This window comes from Siminovitchia acidinfaciens (assembly GCF_003605385.1).
Classification (GTDB): domain Bacteria; phylum Bacillota; class Bacilli; order Bacillales; family Bacillaceae_C; genus Siminovitchia; species Siminovitchia acidinfaciens.
Window position 1 is genome coordinate 83,613 of sequence record NZ_QYTV02000012.1, and the last position, 17,228, is coordinate 100,840.

Sequence of the window (17,228 nt, forward strand, 5' to 3'; positions counted from 1 at the left end):
TAAGTCTTATCTATAATGTATCGGAGTATGGGCGAATCTTCAAGTATTTTTTACTACGGGGACTTGTCTGGTGTTAAGTATGTTATAAGAGGGATTGTAACTAGCCGGGTTTTTCCAGAAAAAAAACTCCTTTTTAAGGAAGGAGCTTATCTGCTTTTCATTTCGGCTGCATAGGCAACACAATGAAGCTTTTCATTTTTTTCATGATAATCGATATATTCCCCCGGGTTTTCCGTGTATCCTATATCTTCGCTTTCGATTAACGTAAATCCGCCGCTAGAGAGATTGTTTTTAAGAAAACAAGATTGCAGGTTTTCCGCATGCCCGTTTGGATATAGCTCGCGGAGCTTTTTATGAGATCGAGAGTTCGCGTCGTAAAATACATTGTAGCCAAAAATTTTTGTATCCCGCTTAAAGTACGGGGACAATTTTTCAAGTGGATGGCTGTTATTAAACAACGAAAAGTCATTGAAAGATAAAACATCAATCACGACATCGATCATTTCATGTTTAAAAGGAAGATCCAATTGGCTGTTTACGATATAAAGAACATTTAATTTTGGATTAAAGTGTTCAATCTTCCTTTTTAACTTCCTCAGCATTCCCACGGTATTTCCGCAAAACACATAAAGTGCATTCGGGGACAGGGAATATAAAAGCTTGGGCGGAAAAACATAGGTCTCCACATTCGTTTCCAAAATGACTTTATTGGAAAAGTCGTTCTCCAGCATCCGTTTATAGACCCATTGATTCCCTTTTTCCAACAGACTGATGAAACTGGGAGTAATTTCTTCGATCATTTGCTGATCGTATATATAATGCTCATTTTGTGGGGAAGCACTTACATTCGGGGTGACAATGATGCCATCTTTGATAACGGCTTCGTATCCGCACCTGCAGCGCAAAGAGCCCTTTAATACGTATTGTCCCTTAATGAAAGCGTCTGTTGTATGAAGTGCTTCCTGGCAATGCGGACAGTGGAACAGCGATAAAAATAGTAATGGGACACCGGATTCCGCGGTTGTCACGCTCATCAGATGGATCGACTCAATTTTCTTATCCAGCAAATGAAGGGATTGGTTTATTTTTTCTTTTTCCCTGAGGAGATCCTGTTTCTTTTCCAGCAATACTTTCAAATAGTAGTCTATTTCTTGAATATCGACAAAATGGGTTATCCGCTTTAAAGATATGACTTTATGAATTTCCTGCAAGGTGAATTGCAGCTGCTTTAACTTGACAATCAATCCCATATCATCTGTACAGGTTGAATCGAAGTGATAGTGGGACCTTTCCTTTGTTGGAATCAATAGGCCCATTTCGATATAATGACGGACTGTATCTATCGTTACATCAAATTTTTTTGCGAATTCCCCAATTTTCATCTCAATAAACCCCCTATAATTCATTTATACCCCAAACATGGGGTATGCTCAACGTTTTAATCAAAATCTATTAAAAGTGCACATTGACGCGGTGTATACCCGATGAATTAATATCTTTGTAAGCGCTTAAATATTGATTTGGAGGGGTTTGGATGGCCGTTTATGCTGATCTGATCTTTTATAATGGCAATATCTATACAGTTGATAAAGATAGGAGCCAGGCTGAAGCCGTCGCAGTTGCCGCCGGCAAAATACTATTCGTCGGATCGAATAAGGATGCTAAACAATTTGAAAATAACGAAACGGAAATCGTAGACCTTCAAGGGAAAATGGTGCTCCCCGGATTTTTTGACAGCCATACTCATGCAAGTATGGGCGGTGTGGAAGCACTTTTTACTGTTGATTTGAATAATTGTGAAAGCCAGCAAGAGGCGGCAGACGCGGTAAAAAAATATATGGATAATAAGCCCGATGCCGAAATCATTATCGGAGTTGGCTGGGGAAATGCCATCGGAACAGGAATCGGTCCGAGAAAAGAAGTGCTTGATGAGATTGCGCCAAATGTTCCTGTTTGCTTATATTCAGAAGACCACCATTCCGCCTGGGTCAATTCAAAAGCGTTGGAACTAGCGGAGATTACGGCAGAAACCGTCAACCCGAAAGGCGGAGTGATTGAGCGTGATCCTTCTACGGGAGAACCTTCCGGTACGTTAAGGGAAAGTGCAATGAACCTCATCGAAATTCCCGATTACACAGTCGAACAATATAAAAAAGGAATTTTAGCCTATCAAAAAATGGCTGCGGCATGCGGAATCACATCTGCCCATGAGCCTTTTATGAAAAACGGAAATGTTATTAAGGCTTACAGCGAATTGGAGAAGGAAGGCAAACTGACAATCAGGTATAGAAACTCCCTATATGTCGATCCTGAAAAAGGTCTCGAGCAAGTGGAGGAATTAGTGGCAGAAAGAGAGAAACATAGCAGAGGTAGTTATTTTCAAACGAATTCAGCGAAATTTTTTATAGACGGAGTCGTAGAAGGCGCCACCGCCTATCTCGAAGAACCATATGAACATATAGATTCCCGCGGGGAGCTGGTCTGGGATCCGGAGATTTACAAGGAAGCTGCAGCTAGATTGCATAAAGAAAGATTTACGATCCATATCCATTCCATCGGGGATGCATCCACAAGGATTTCATTGGATGGACTCGAATATGCGGAATCGCAGGATGAGCCGTTTGATTCCCGCCATGCGATTACCCATCTCCAACTGGTCAATCCGGAAGACATTGACAGAATGAAGAAGTTGAACGTGGTTTCGGTCCCTAATCCATACTGGTTCATGAAGGAGCCAAGCTATTATTTCGACATCGAAGAGCCTTATCTTGGCAAAGAAAGAGCAGCAAGGCAATATCCGATGCAAAGCCTGATTGATGCAGGAATTATTGCTGCCTCCGCGAGCGACTATCCAGTCACAATGAACTTTCATCCATTAAACGGCATTCAGTTGGGTGTAACTCGAACTGAAATTGGGAAATCCGACGAGCATTTGATCAATAACCCGGCGGAAAGAACCACGCTCGCCAACATGATTGAAAGTTTTACAATAAACGGCGCTTATTCATTAAAACTTGAGCAGCTGACAGGTTCCATTGAACAAGGAAAAAAGGCGGATCTAATCGTTTTGGACCGAAATTTATTTGAAATACCTGAAGGAGAAATTAGTCAGACCAAGGTCCAGCTGACTTTATTTGAAGGAAAAGAAACTTATCGTGATAAAGATTTTATTGCCGTTACTTCATGATGCAACGAAAGGAGATACTTTTAAAATGCGCAAACCAATGATCTTTCTTTTATCAATAATAATGATTGCTTCATTATTATTATCAGCGTGCGGATCCAGCGGCTCTTCCGGCTCGGGAGGAAAATCGGATGAGAAAGTACTGAATGTTTTTAACTGGTCTGAGTACCTGCCAGAGTCGGTAATACAAAAATTTGAAGAGGAAACAGGAATCAAAGTGAATTACACCACCTTTTCCTCCAACGAAGAGATGTATGCTAAGCTAAGTGGCGGAAATCTTGGATATGACATTGCTGTTCCGACACTGTTTTTTATCGAAATGTTAGTAAAAGAGGATATGCTTGAAAAAATCAATAAAGAAAATATCCCAAACTTGAAAAATTTGAACCCTGATTTTACAGGAACATTTGCAGATCCGGAGGATGAGTATACCGTTCCTTATTTATGGGGTTCGGTTGTGATTGCAGTGAATAAGGAGCACGTCAAAAAAGACGTCAAAGGCTATGAGGACTTGTTCGATCCCGAGTTTAAAAACAGCCTCGTCATGCCGGAAGATAACCGTGCCTCGGTCGGCGCAATGCTGGCTATTAAAGGTTATCCGATTAATAGTACCGACGAGAAAGAAATAGAAGAAGCCGGAGATTTATTGAAAGAGTTAAAGCCTAACATTAAAGCTTTTGACGGCGACAATCCGAAAGGCCTGCTGATCACTGGTGAAGCAAAAGCAGGCATTATGTACAGCGCGGAAGCAGCATTGGCAAAACGCGAAAACCCGAACATCGAGATTATTTTCCCTGAGGAAGCATCCTTTTTATGGCAAGATAATTTTGTGATTCCTAAAGGGGCACCGCATAAAGAAAACGCGGAAAAATTCATCGACTTTGTTTTGAGGCCTGAAATAAGCAAGGAAATTTCTGAAGCATATCCGTACGGCAATCCAAATCAAGAGGCCGTCAAGCTTCTTTCCGAAGAGATTCAAGAGGAGATGAGCATCCCTAAGGACTTCTTCGAGCGCTCCGAATATGCAAGAGATGTTGGCGAGGCGACTGTCTTGTATGACCGGATTTGGACAGAAGTGAAACAGTGATATTGACAATATCCCTCTATAAATAAGGCGGGGCATATCAATGTGATATGCCCCGCCTTACTTTGCATTTGTGGGCCTCAAATCAAAGTAATTAGCTAATGCCCGCTACTTTGAAGAGGTTATGGGCAATTCCGTCGTCCCGAATATGAACAGAACTTCGTGCTCTATGTATGTCCAATGGTCTTCCTTTATTCGCTGTAGGGTAATAGCTGCCTGCACTGAAACCTACTTATAAAACTTTTTATATTTGTCAATAAGTTAAATAACTAATAACCAAAGGAGTTTTATTATGCGTTCAACATTTGTAGGGGCTTTCTTGTTTGGTATCGGACTAATTTGAATGGTTGATGGTATTTTTTTTCATCAAATATTACAATGGCACAGTGTTTATATGCAAACGAACCGTTTCAATCAAATAGTGAGTGATGGATTGTTTCATTTGTTTGTTACAATCGTTATTTTTATAGGTGCAATAATATTATGGAAAAGCGATCCATCAGATTCAAAAAATAATAAGTTTACCTTTTTCAGTGGTATATTTCTTGGTGCTGGATTATTTAATTTTATTGAAGGCATTTTAAATCACCATATATTACAAATTCACCATGTAAAACCAGGTCCGAATCAGTTATTATTTGATATCCTCTTCGATATCTCAGGTGTTATATTAATTATCATTGGGTTACTTTTCAAAAAACTTAGAAACAAAGAGTTAAAATTTGGTATATAAAATTCATCACTCCATTGAGACTCCTTGGTATATCTGTTATCAACTATTCTAAATTAATCTCATGCAGCTATAAGAATCGCATACCACATGAGAGAAGGATCCTAGTTTTTTACTTTTCACACACTTAAGAAGCCTCGCTTTTAAATAATAAAAATTTCATTTGTATATTTCGAGTAAATATTCGCACCTTAATCTTTAGTAACATCTTCTGCTCAAGGAAGAAATAATGATTATGATAAGGGGTGCGATTATGGGAATTTTAAGTGGAAACCCAAAAGATGAACCTATGCATTATGGAGAAGTATTTGGAACCTGGACTTACCTTACTGCTAACTATGGATGCTTGGTAGCATATCAAACCTTCATCAATCATGCAGGTGACGATGATTTGAAGAGGTTATTGCAAGAAAGTATTCAAGCTATAAAATCTGAAAATCAGCAAATCGAAGATTTATTAAAGGCCAATGGTGTAGCCCTTCCGCCATCCTCGCCAGAAAAACCTGTAGCTAATTTAGAAGATATTCCTGTAGGAGCACGTTTTAACGATCCAGAAATTAGTGCAGCTCTAGCTATGAATGTTGCAAAAGGTCTAGTGGCTTGTAGCACGATTATGGGAGAATCTATACGTGAAGATATAGGTGCAATGTTTGGCCAATTCCATATCAGCAAGGCTGCGCTTGGTGTTAAGGTACTGGAACTAAACAAAGAAAAAGGCTGGTTAGTTCCCCCACCATTACATTTAAATACAACAAACCAAGAATAAGGTCTGACGGAGCTGTCTAAAAAGCGGAGCATATCAAATTGATATCCCCCGCCTGATTTTTATTCTCCACTATTTTTGGTTATGGGTTTCGTCGCTTTTTTATTTAATATCAGCTCCATTTTTAGTTTATGAGTTTTCATAAATTGAGCTTTGGCTTTTTCCGCTTACTGTCGGTCTTAGAGAGCTACTGTCCACTTTGAGGATTAACTCTCCAACACCACGCTATCCGATATAGCCTATGCTTGTCCTCAAAAAGAAGATCCGCCGCCAAAATGGCAGCGGATCTTCCCTTTCTTACAGATCTTTTTTCACTTCCGAGATGGATTCATCGATAATCGAAATCATTGTTTCGACTTCTTCTTTTGTAATGCAGAATGGCGGCGCGAATGCCAGTGTATCCTGGCCTCCGTAGACGATGCTTCTGCCCAGGAGCCCGCGGTCAAGCGCTTTGGTCACTACTTTTGCGGAAACAGGTTCTGCATATCTTTCTTTCGTCTCCAAATCTTTAAAGAATTCGATGGCACCAAGTAGGCCTACTCCTCTGCGGTTGCCCATGTATACATGCGTCTCTTCAAGATATTTGAGACCTTTTTGAAGCTCTTCGCCCATGTTGCGGACATTGTCGACCATGTTCTCATTCTCGATGATTTCCAGGTTTTTCAGTGCAACTGCACAGCACATCGGATGGCCGCTGTACGTGTAGCCATGCCAGAAGTTGCCTTCGTAGTTTTCCATCAATTCATTTTTGATTTTATCGGAAATGACCATTCCGCCAATTGGTGCATAGCCGCTGGAAATCCCTTTTGCCATACAGATGATGTCCGGAACGACTCCAAACAGATCCATCCCAAAGTTCTTGCCCGTTCTTCCAAATCCGCAGATGACTTCGTCGGCGATGAACAGAATGTCGTTCTCGTCACAGATTTTGCGGACTTCCTGGAAATAGCCCTCTGACGGCAGATTGACGCCCCCAGATCCTTGGATCGGCTCGGAAATGAAGGCAGCGATATTCTCTGCGCCCTCTTTTTCAATCAATGCCTTCAGTGATTCAATGGTCGAATCGACATATAGGAAACCTTGCGCCAAAGATGTCGTGAACTCCCTGAACGGCTCGATTCCTGTAGCACTTGTCGCTCCCATCGCAACTCCATGATAGGAAAGGCTGCGGGAAATGATTTTTGTTTTATTCGGTTGGCCTTTCACTTTCCAGTAATGGCGGACCGTTTTAAAAGCCGTATCATTTGATTCTGAACCGCCGGATGTGAAGAATGTCGTGTTCAAATCACCAGGTGTCCATTCCGCCACTTTCTGTGCCAGTTCGATGACTGGTTCGTGACTATTCCCAGCGAATGTTGAACTGAATGCAAGCTTTGACATTTGCTCTGCCGCCGCTTGGCCCAGTTCCGATCTGCCATGACCGATATTTACATTCCAAAGGGAAGATAAGCTGTCAATCAGCTTTTTACCTCTGACATCTTTTAGGTAAATCCCTTCACCCTCTGTAAAAATAAATCCAGGTCCGTTTTCCATATGCTGTTTGATCGAAGTTGACGGATGTAAAAAGTGTTTTTTATCAAGTGCAGCCAGTTCTTCGAATTTTACTTGAGCATCATTTTTCATTTGCATAGCCATGTTTGCATTCCTCCTGTATGAATTAATTAAATTAATTTATTGAGCCTTTCTTTTTCTTAAAAAGTCAGGCACTGATTCAGATTTGATATTTGGTCTGTGATCCTCTTTGATCGTTTTGATCAACGAATAGGTAATAAGTAGCAATATGACAGTAAATGGGAGTGCTGTAACGAGCGAAGCCGTCTGCAGCCCTTGTAACCCGCTGCTAATGATTAACACTGCAACAATTGCTGACATGAGCACTCCCCAGATCACTTTTACCAATGTTGACGGATTCGGATTACCGTTGGATGTCATCATGCCTAAGATAAAGGTGGCCGAGTCTGCCGAAGTGACCAAAAACGTGACAATAAGCAAAATAAAGATAACAGAAAGCAATGTGCTCATTGGGAAGTTTCCGAATGTGGCAAACAACGCGCTAGTCACGTCTGCCTGAACAGCATCCGAAATATTGCCGCCTTGGAAAAGGTCCATATGAAGCGCCGTACCACCAAAAACCCCAATCCACATCGTTGCAATTAACGGCGGGACGATCAAAACCCCGAAAATAAATTCCCGGATTGTTCTTCCCTTGGAAATCCGTGCGATGAATGCGCCTACAAAAGGAGACCAGGAAATGACCCACGCCCAGTAGGCAACCGTCCATTCCTTCGTCCAGGTACTTCCTTGATAAGGCGATAATGCCAGGCTCATTCCGAAAAAGTTCTGGATATAGTCACCGATTCCAACTGTAAAACTTTCAAGAATGAAAGTGGTTGGTCCCAGTGCCAGGACAATGACTACCAATCCTAACGCCATGCTTAAATTCAATATGCTTAAAATTTTAATTCCCCTGTCCAGTCCCGTTACGGCTGAAGTAAGGTACATAACAAGCAATATACCTGTAATGGTCAGCAAGACCGGTGTATTTTGCGGGATAGAGAACAAATAGTCAAGCCCGCCATTGATTTGTAAAATTCCCATGCCTAGTGAAGTAGCCACACCCATCACTGTTGCAATGACAGCAAGTATATTAATAGTCTTTCGAATACCGCGTTTTCCGGTTTTTCCGATCAGTGGATTCAATGTTGTACTGATTTCCCCTTTTTCACCTTTTCTGAACTGGAAGTATGCCAGCACCAAACCGACAATCGTGAACACGGACCATTGATGTATACCCCAGTTAAAAAACGAATACTGCATGGCAACTCTTGCAGCTTCAGGTGTCTTTCCTTCCAAAACCAAAGGACTGTTGACAAAATGGCTCATCGGTTCAGCTACTCCCCAGAATACAAGCCCTGCACCGAATCCGGTGCTGAACAGCATGCCAATCCATGCATAGAAAGAATACTTTGGTTTTTCATCATCTTTCCCGAGCTTTAAGCTCCCATATTTGCTGATTGCAAGGCCGATAAGAAAGACGACAATAAACAAAACAGCAAATAGGTAAAACCATCCAAACATATTTGTGGTAAAGCCATAGGCAGCATTAGCTGCTTTTGACAGCCCTGCCGGGTTCACTGCACCCCAAAGCACGGCTAGCAAAACAATGATGGCGGAAATCCAAAAGGTACTATTCATAAAACTCAGGTTCGTTTTGTTCTTCATAAGCTGCCCCCCACTTAGTTGATTTTTATCTATAGCTGGGTTCCGACATTCTGAAGTTTGAAACTGACCACCTTGGGTTCGGTCATATCCTGGATGGCGAATTTGACGCCCTCCCGGCCCAATCCGGAGCCTTTGACTCCGCCAAACGGCATGCCGTCTATCCGATAGTCCCCGCTGTCATTGATCATAATGCCGCCCACATTCAGCTGATGAATGGCGGAAAATGCTTTTTCAATATCCTTCGTAAAAATTCCTGCGTGAAGCCCAAAGTTGACATCGTTTGATCTTTCAATTGCAGCTTGTAAATCGGCGACGGGATACAGCAAAACAACTGGCCCAAAAATTTCCTCACGGGCAATTGTGCAGTTATCCGGTACGTTCTCCAACACGGTCGGAGAATAAAACGCACCGTCCCTTTTTCCTCCGATTAAAAGCTCTGCCCCCATATCCACCGCTTCATTCACCCATGTTTCAATCCTGATGGCTTCCTTCTCATTGATGAGAGGCCCCATATCCGTTGTATCCAAGCTTTTATCCCCAAATTTGTATAAAGCCGTCTTTTGCAGGAATGAAGATTTAAAGTCAGCATAGACCTCTTCTTCAATAAGGATTCTTTGGACGCCAATACAGTTTTGCCCTGCTGCGGAATAAGCGCCAGATACACATGCATCAACCGCTTCTTTAATATTGGCATCTTTTAAAACAATTGCTGGAGAATTAGATCCAAGCTCCATGCTCAGCTTTTTCAATCCGGCTTTACGTGCAATGCTCTCTCCCGTCTCAAGCCCCCCTGTAAAAGAGATCATCCGGACATTCGGATGAGTTACAAGGACGTCACCGACATCCCTGCCGCTCCCCGTCACGACAGACAATATTTTTTCAGGAAGTCCCGCATGGTCAAACGCTTTTGCCAGCAGTAGGGCGCTTAATGGCGTCACTGTCGCCGGCTTGACAATGATCGCATTCCCTGATGCAATGGCCGGACCGATTTTATGGGCCACCAGGTTCAGCGGATCGTTGAATGGAGTAATTGCCCCGATGATTCCGATTGGGAAACGGTAAAAGTAACCGACCCGGTTTTCGCCATTTTCGGATTGGTCGAACGGGATTGTTTCTCCATTGATCCGCCTCGCTTCCTCTGCGCTCAATCTCAGCGTCTGAATACAGCGCTTTACCTCGTTCCTTGCTTCCTTTATCGTCTTGCTGCCTTCTTGCGAGATGGTCAGTGCGTAGGCTTCACTTCTTTCTTCGATGTAATCTGCCGCTTTATTGATGATGCTCATTCTAAGATGAACCGGCATGTTCGCAGCAATTTTCGCCCCTTTTTTCGCTTCTTCTATCGCAAACAGCATATCTTCTGCAGTGGCTGCAGGAACTGTAGTAATCAACGAATTATCCTGGGGGTTGAAAACATCTGTCGTTCGGTCGCTCCCTACCCACTTTCCAGCCAGGTACATTTCTCTTCCCCTTACTTTTGTAGACAAGTCCATCACGCCTTTCCAGATGATTGTATGACCTTGAATTTCTTATAGACCTTTTCCTGCAAGTAAACGGGCGGCCGTTTCCGCCAATATTGATACGCCCATTTCCAAGCAGCGTTCGTCAATATCAAAAATATTTGTATGAAGGTCCCGGTTCTTTCCATCTTCAAGTGAACAGCCTAGGAAAAACATGGCCCCTGGTACTTTTTGCGTCATATAGCCGAAATCTTCTCCTCCCATTCCAAAAGGTTCCCATTCCACTTGTATTTCCGGGTACAGGTCCTTTGCAGTCTGCACCAGTAATGCATTGACAGCCGGGTCATTTTTCAATGCGGGCTCCCCTCTTTCAACCGTGAAGGAATAGCTGCCGCCGAATGATTCTGTAATTTTAAAAACGTTTTCAACTTCCTGGATCAGCTGCTCTCTTGCTTCCGGAGAGTAGGTTCGAAGAGTGCCTGTGATGGACACTTCCTCCGGAATGATGTTACTGGCCGTTCCGGTGTTGATTTTTCCAATGCTGGCCGCCGCTGTATCAAGCGGTGATATCCTTCTTGAAACTAAGCCATAGAACGCCTGTAAAACAGAGCCGAGCATCCATATCGGATCTTTTGTCATATGAGGATAGCCGCCGTGTCCGCCTGAACCGATGACTTTCGCATGAAAAACATCGACATTGGCCATGCTGTAGCCGTCATTGACTTGGATTACGCCGACAGGATGCCAAGGGCAGACATGAAGAGCGATTACTGTTTCGACATCATCAAGGATTCCTTCCTGGATCATCCTTGGGGCACCTGACAAACCTTCATCATCGGTATCTTCTTCGGCAGGCTGGAATAAAAATTTTACCGTTCCTGACAATTTCCCGGCAGCAAACCGATCGGAAAATATTTTGGCGATCCCGAGTAAAATTGTTGTATGTGCGTCATGGCCGCAAGCATGCATTACACCGTCCCTTTGCGAGCGGTAAGAATGCTCATTCTGCTCTAATATCGGCAAGGCATCCATATCTGCCCGGATGGCGATGGTCCGCCCGCTTCCCGAAGAAAGCGTACCGACTACACCGGTTTTGGCAACATTTGTCTGAACGGAGATATTTCCAAACTCCTCCAGTTTTTTGCTGACAAATTTGCCAGTTTCATATTCTTGAAAACTCAGTTCCGGATATTGATGCAAATGACGTCGCCATTCGCTTAATTGATGTCCAATCGCTCTGGCTTCTTCAATGATTGTCTGTTTATCTATAATCATTCCTTAACCCCCGTCCCGATACTCAAGTGAAGTGAAGAGACTTTTTATTATCAATCTGTAAACCGATTCCCTCTTTTTCTGTTAAAAGCTTGAATGCCAGAAGGGCGATTGCTGTATCCTGTACCCCGGTCCCCGTCAAATCGCATACAGTAATTTCCTGGTCGTTCAGCCTTCCTTCTACTTTTCCTGAAGTCACCTCACCCAATTCTATGACGGAGGCTTCTTCTGAAATGAATCCCTGGTCGATAGAGTGGTGAAGCTCGCCAAGCCTTGCACATTGTGCCTTCGTATCACAGACGAACCTGTCAGCTTTCTTTAAAACATCGGCCTCAAGCTCCTGCTTTTCCTCCGCATCCGAGCCCATCGCCGTTATATGGAGTCCAGGGTGCAGCCAGTCAGCTTTGATCAGAGGCTCAGTTGCAGGGGTTGTCGTTACAACAATGTCACTGTTGCGGACAACCGTTTCTGCGTCTTCAGCAATTTGGATGTCTGCATCCAGAATATCCTCCATATCGGCTTGCAGCTGTTTGGCGTTATCGGAAGAGCGCCCGTAAACCAACACTTTTTCAAAGTCGCGGACCAAATTCAGCGCCTTCAACTGGTAGCGCGCTTGCGCCCCTGTTCCAATGATCCCAACGGTCTGGACATCCTTTTTGGCCATATGCTTTGCGGCAACCGCTCCTGCTGCGGCCGTCCGGACCTCCGTCAAGTAACCGTTGTCCAGCAGCAATGCTTTAGGTTCGCCCGTTACTGTGCTGATCAGCATCATCAGTCCGTTGGCACTTGGTAAGCCAAGCTTGTAATTATTAAAGAAGCCGGATGAAACTTTTAGAGCAAACATATCTTTTTCGGGCATGTACGCGGTTTTAACATCAACTTCCCCATTACTCTCTTTTACATCCACCCGCATAATCGGGGGCATAATGACATCCTTTACGGCCAACTGCGTAAAAGCATCTTCGATGACAGGTAGAATCTTTTCTTCCAACTGGATCATTTGTTTAATTTCTGATTCTGTGAAAATACGCATTTCCCCACCACCTAGCTAATAATAGTTAAGTCCAAATCTTCCTTTATGATTAACTCTCTTCTATAATCGGCGAGTACCTCGCATCCGTTTTCCGTCACCCGGAACGACTCGCTGATCTCGATTCCATAGTCATCAAACCAAAGACCTGGAATCATATGAAAAGTCATGTTTGGCTCAAGTACAGTCAAGTCTCCACGTCGGATACTTGCCGTATGCTCGCCCCAATCCGGCGGATAGTTCAATCCCATTGAATAACCAAGGCGGGATTCCTTTTCGATGCCGTATTTTTTAATGACGTTATCCCAGGCAAGTTCAACTTCTTCGCAGGTAACACCCGGTTTAACCGCCTCAAGTGCCGTGTTCAGCCCTTCAACTACAATTTGTGAAACGTTATAGGCTTCTTCACTTGGTTGACCGATTGAAACTGTTCTTGCCAGCGGGGAATGATAACGCTGATGGCAGCCTGCCAGTTCGATGATGACCATTTCACCATATTTGTACTGTCTATCTGTCCATGTCAGATGCGGAGTTGAAGTATTTTCTCCGGATGGTAGCATTGGGACAATCGATGGATAATCACCGCCAAACTCCGGCGTTCCAGAAACCAGATTTTTATAGATTTCCCCGACTACATCGCACTCGCGGATACCTGCTGCGATATTCTGCACTGCTGCATCCATGCCTTTTTCAACAATTTTTGCAGCCCGTCTGATATATTCAATCTCCTGGTCCGACTTGATCAGTCGAACATAGTTAACTAGCAAACTCGCATCCATAAACACCGCATTCGGAAGGCTTTGCTTCAATTTTTCATAAGCAAGGGCCGAAAAATAGTAAGACTCCATTTCAAGGCCGATTCTGCGGTTTGATTGTCCAATTTCATGTAAAATATTTGCCACGAATTCCATCGGATGTTTATCGGAATGCACGTATGATTCCGGATAAGGGATGATGTGATCATCAAACAGCCAAGTCGTAGCCCTTGCGCCGTTGGCATCCATATGCCTGCCAATCCAGATCGGCTGTTCTTCGTCAATGATGACTACAAGCAGTTGGTCTACATAAAATGACCAGCCGTTATACCCGGATAGATAGTTCATATTCGCTGGGTTCGTGATGAGCAGTACTTCGATACCTTTCTCCAACATTTTTTTCTTCGTCTGTTCCAGCCTGTGCTGATATTCTTCATAGCTGAATGGCAACATATAAAAGCCCCCTTTGCAAATGCTTACAATTTTAATTCATTATATTAAATAAAAATTGTAAAAACATCGTCAAATGTGTATGAAAATAATTAAACACTTTTATACACATTGGAAAAGAAAAGCGGAGGGCGGCTGCTTAGGGGCGACAAGCGCTGGAGAAAAAATAGTGAAGGTGCTCTTTACCTTCATTGTTTTTTCGAAGCGACCTCGAGCCCCTGCCGCCCGGAGCTAGACAGTTAGAAAAGCGAAAGCGCCTGTCCATCGACGCATGTGCTGGACTGAAACGAGTGAATTAAAGGTGAGTCGAAAGATGATAGTCTTTCGGTCGCGTCTTATCGTAAACGAGTTGACATAGAATTTTATAGTTTCCAAACCATGAAAAAACAAGTGTCACATGTTTTCCATATGAACACTTGCTTTTCATTTTCTTGTGACACCATCTCCCGTTTATGCCAGCCTAATATTCGGTTGGATCAGGAGTTCCCTTGGAAAGTCTGCCAGCACCTCGCATCCATCCTCCGTGACGCGGAATGATTCACTGATCTCAATACCGATATTTTCAAGCCAAATTCCGGGTATCAGATGAAACGTCATATTCGGTTTTAAAATAGTGTAGTCGCTCGGTCGGAGACTCGCAGTGTGCTCTCCCCAATCCGGCGGATAGTTAAGTCCAATCGAATATCCAATCCTAGATTCCTTCTTAATTCCGCTTTTTTCTATAGATTTGCGCCATGCCAGTTCAATTTCCTCGCATGTTACGCCAGGCCTTGCCACTTCCAGTGCAGCGTTCAGTCCTTCAATTACTACAGCGGCAATATATTGCATCTGGTCAGTCGGCTTCCCCACTACAACCGTTCGAGCCAATGGAGAGTGATAGCGTTTATAACAGCCGGCCAATTCTATGATGACCGGATCTCCGTCTTTGAAAACATCATCCGTCCATGTCAAATGGCAGGCCGAGGTTCTTTCTCCTGTCGGCAATAATGGAACTATCGAAGGATAATCACCTCCAAAATCTTCTGTACCGCTTATTTGAGCATGGGATATCGCCGCTACGACATCGCATTGACGCACACCTTCATTAATCGAATCAACAGCAGCACCCATCGCTTTTTCCGCAATTTTAGCCGCTCGCTTAATATATTCAATTTCCTGGTCCGATTTGATGATACGGACCCAGTTCACGAGATTCGTTGCGTCTTTAAAAGTTGCGTCCGGAAGTCCGCTCGTCAACTGGGCATAGTTTCTTGCTGTAAAATAATATGCATCCATTTCCACTCCGATTGTTCGGTTATCCTGCTTTTTTTCCTTCAAAATATCGCAGACGAAATCCATTGGATGCTTCACAGTTGATTGAACATAGTCATCATCATATGGAATGATGTGGGTGTCATCAAGCCACGTAGTATGTTTAGCTGCGCTTGCATCCTGTCCTCTGCCAATCCAAAAAGGCTGTTCCTCATCAATAATAACAACGAGGAGCTGATGAACATAAAAGGACCAAGCATTATAGCCGGTAAGATAACTCATGTTTGCCGGATCCGTCACAAGCAAAACATCTAAGCCTTCTGCCACCATTCTTTGCTTTGTCTTTTCAAGCCTTTCTTTATACTCTAATTTGTTAAACGATAACAAACCCATCCCTTCCTTCACCACTTATTATTTTAATAACCGTTTCGAAAACGCCTTAAAAATGAATTTAGCCTCTCGGTTTTCGGATTTTCCAGCACCTGTTCCGGCGGACCCTGCTCCACGATCTTCCCTTTGTCGATAAAGACGACCCGGTCGGAAATTTCTCGGGCAAAGTCCATCTCATGCGTCACCAAAATCATTGTCATGTTCGTCGTATAGGCGATATCCTTGATGACGCCAAGCACTTCCCCGACCAACTCGGGGTCAAGCGCCGATGTCACTTCGTCAAAGAGCATCACCTTCGGTTCCATGACGAGCGCGCGGGCGATTGCCACCCGCTGCTGCTGTCCGCCGGACAGCTGGATCGGATATTTGTGCACATGGTCTTTGAGACCGACTTTTTCCAGCATCGCCAGCGCCTTTTCTTTTGCCTCTTTCTTCGGCATCCCCAGCACATGGACGGGAGCTTCCGTGACGTTCTTTAATATAGTCATATGCGGAAACAGGTTGTACTGTTGAAACACCATTCCGATCTTGCCGCGCACTTTCCGTAGATGCTTCTCGCCGGCAGGGACAAGCTCCCCCTTGACCTCCTGATGCCAAAGCGGCTCGCCGTCCACTTCAATAATGCCTGAAGTCGGCTCCTCCAGCGTCATGAGCATCCTGATGATGGTCGTCTTCCCCGAGCCGCTCGGCCCGATAATCGTGATCTTCTCCCCTTGTTTTACATCAAGGTCCAGTCCTTTTAAAACTTCGAAATCCTCAAACGATTTCCGGATGTCCCGGTAGCGGACGACCGGCCCGTCAGGCGCGGCTTCCGGCATATCACTAACTTCTTCACGGATTGCATCCTGCATCGCTGCCATCACGCGCTCACTCCTTTATTCGTTTGTTGTCTTCCACGGCTTCTATTAACCTTTTTCTCCACATACTGTACAAGCAGCGACGACGGGTAGCTCAGCAGCAGGAAGAGCAGCCCCACGATGGTAATCGGCTCCAGGTAACGCCATGTTTCCGAGCCGATGATCTTGGCCGTTTGCAGCATCTCCACCACGAGGATCGCTGAAAGCAACGGCGTCTCCTTGAACAGCACGATCAGATAGTTCCCGAGCATCGGGATGACAGGCGGGATCGCCTGCGGCAAAATGACCTTCATCCACGTATGCACCTTGGAGAAGTTCAGCGCCGTAGCTGCCTCCCACTGGCTTTTTGGTATCGAGTCGATCCCCGACCGATAGATTTCCGACACATAGGTGCTGTAATGGATACCAAGGCCTAATGCGCCCGTCATGAACGGACTAAGCGTAAAGCCGATATACGGAATCTGCGGCAACGCATAAAAAAGGAAGAATAATTGCACTAGCGGCGGCGTGCTCCGCACAAACTCAATGAAGCCGACCGTCAGCCACCTGAGCGGCTTGAAGCTGGTTCGCCGAAGCAATGTCAACACAAGGCCAAGGGTCAAAGCGATAAGATAGGCGGACACCGTGGCACCGAGCGTAATCCACATCGCCTTGAAAATCCTCGGAAAAATCTCGATGGCAAAATTCCAATCCCAAGTCATCTGGCCGCCACCCCCTTCGCAGCCTTTTTCTCAAGCCAGCGCGCGCCGAAGATGAGCGGAAGCGCCAGGACAAAGTATAGGA

14 protein-coding genes are annotated in these 17,228 nt (G+C 44.3%); 4 read left to right on the forward strand and 10 right to left on the reverse strand.

All coding sequences use genetic code 11. The features are described from left to right. Window positions 1-146 precede the first annotated feature (146 nt). A complete protein-coding gene (locus D4T97_RS18720; RefSeq protein WP_164525641.1) occupies window positions 147-1,382 on the reverse strand; it encodes a MerR family transcriptional regulator in 1,236 nt (411 codons plus the stop codon). A 152-nt stretch (window positions 1,383-1,534) separates the two neighbouring features. Between D4T97_RS18720 and D4T97_RS18725 the strand changes: the two genes are divergently transcribed. From D4T97_RS18725 to D4T97_RS18740, 4 genes are all read left to right on the forward strand, one after another. Continuing rightward, window positions 1,535-3,187 (forward strand): amidohydrolase, encoded by a 1,653-nt coding sequence (locus D4T97_RS18725; protein ID WP_126052295.1) that lies wholly within the window; start codon window positions 1,535-1,537, stop codon window positions 3,185-3,187. 25 nt (window positions 3,188-3,212) lie between these two features. Beyond that, complete coding sequence (locus tag D4T97_RS18730) at window positions 3,213-4,271, forward strand: ABC transporter substrate-binding protein (protein WP_126052309.1); 1,059 nt, start codon at window positions 3,213-3,215, stop codon at window positions 4,269-4,271. A 340-nt stretch (window positions 4,272-4,611) separates the two neighbouring features. Next, window positions 4,612-5,001 (forward strand): DUF2243 domain-containing protein, encoded by a 390-nt coding sequence (locus D4T97_RS18735; RefSeq protein ID WP_235872311.1) that lies wholly within the window; start codon window positions 4,612-4,614, stop codon window positions 4,999-5,001. 250 nt (window positions 5,002-5,251) lie between these two features. Then, window positions 5,252-5,764: a DUF3231 family protein gene (locus tag D4T97_RS18740; RefSeq protein WP_126052296.1), complete on the forward strand. Its 513-nt coding sequence runs from the start codon at window positions 5,252-5,254 to the stop codon at window positions 5,762-5,764. 294 nt (window positions 5,765-6,058) lie between these two features. Here D4T97_RS18740 and D4T97_RS18745 read toward each other — a convergent pair whose 3' ends face one another. The 9 genes from D4T97_RS18745 to ehuD all read right to left on the reverse strand — a co-directional run bounded on the left by D4T97_RS18745 (window position 6,059) and on the right by ehuD (window position 17,146). Further along, on the reverse strand, window positions 6,059-7,396 hold the full coding sequence (locus tag D4T97_RS18745; RefSeq protein ID WP_126052297.1) for an aminotransferase family protein: 1,338 nt from the start codon (window positions 7,394-7,396) through the stop codon (window positions 6,059-6,061). A gap of 36 nt (window positions 7,397-7,432) precedes the next feature. Then, window positions 7,433-8,983 (reverse strand): BCCT family transporter, encoded by a 1,551-nt coding sequence (locus D4T97_RS18750; protein WP_126052298.1) that lies wholly within the window; start codon window positions 8,981-8,983, stop codon window positions 7,433-7,435. Window positions 8,984-9,012: 29 nt separating this feature from the next. Beyond that, window positions 9,013-10,473 (reverse strand): aldehyde dehydrogenase family protein, encoded by a 1,461-nt coding sequence (locus D4T97_RS18755; RefSeq protein WP_235872313.1) that lies wholly within the window; start codon window positions 10,471-10,473, stop codon window positions 9,013-9,015. A gap of 36 nt (window positions 10,474-10,509) precedes the next feature. Further along, window positions 10,510-11,715, reverse strand: a complete 1,206-nt coding sequence (locus tag D4T97_RS18760; protein ID WP_126052299.1) for a M20 metallopeptidase family protein — start codon at window positions 11,713-11,715, stop codon at window positions 10,510-10,512. 22 nt (window positions 11,716-11,737) lie between these two features. Then, the gene (locus D4T97_RS18765; protein WP_126052300.1) at window positions 11,738-12,745 is read right to left on the reverse strand and encodes a cyclodeaminase; all 1,008 of its coding nucleotides are present in this window, start codon (window positions 12,743-12,745) and stop codon (window positions 11,738-11,740) included. A gap of 11 nt (window positions 12,746-12,756) precedes the next feature. Beyond that, window positions 12,757-13,950, reverse strand: a complete 1,194-nt coding sequence (locus tag D4T97_RS18770; RefSeq protein ID WP_126052301.1) for a M24 family metallopeptidase — start codon at window positions 13,948-13,950, stop codon at window positions 12,757-12,759. Between the two features lie 447 nt (window positions 13,951-14,397). Next, on the reverse strand, window positions 14,398-15,591 hold the full coding sequence (locus D4T97_RS18775; protein ID WP_126052302.1) for a M24 family metallopeptidase: 1,194 nt from the start codon (window positions 15,589-15,591) through the stop codon (window positions 14,398-14,400). Between the two features lie 23 nt (window positions 15,592-15,614). Further along, on the reverse strand, window positions 15,615-16,448 hold the full coding sequence (gene ehuA / locus D4T97_RS18780) for an ectoine/hydroxyectoine ABC transporter ATP-binding protein EhuA (protein ID WP_328588785.1): 834 nt from the start codon (window positions 16,446-16,448) through the stop codon (window positions 15,615-15,617). Further along, complete coding sequence (gene ehuD / locus D4T97_RS18785; protein ID WP_126052303.1) at window positions 16,448-17,146, reverse strand: ectoine/hydroxyectoine ABC transporter permease subunit EhuD; 699 nt, start codon at window positions 17,144-17,146, stop codon at window positions 16,448-16,450. The genes ehuA and ehuD overlap by 1 nt, the downstream gene beginning before the upstream one ends. Window positions 17,147-17,228 lie beyond the last annotated feature (82 nt).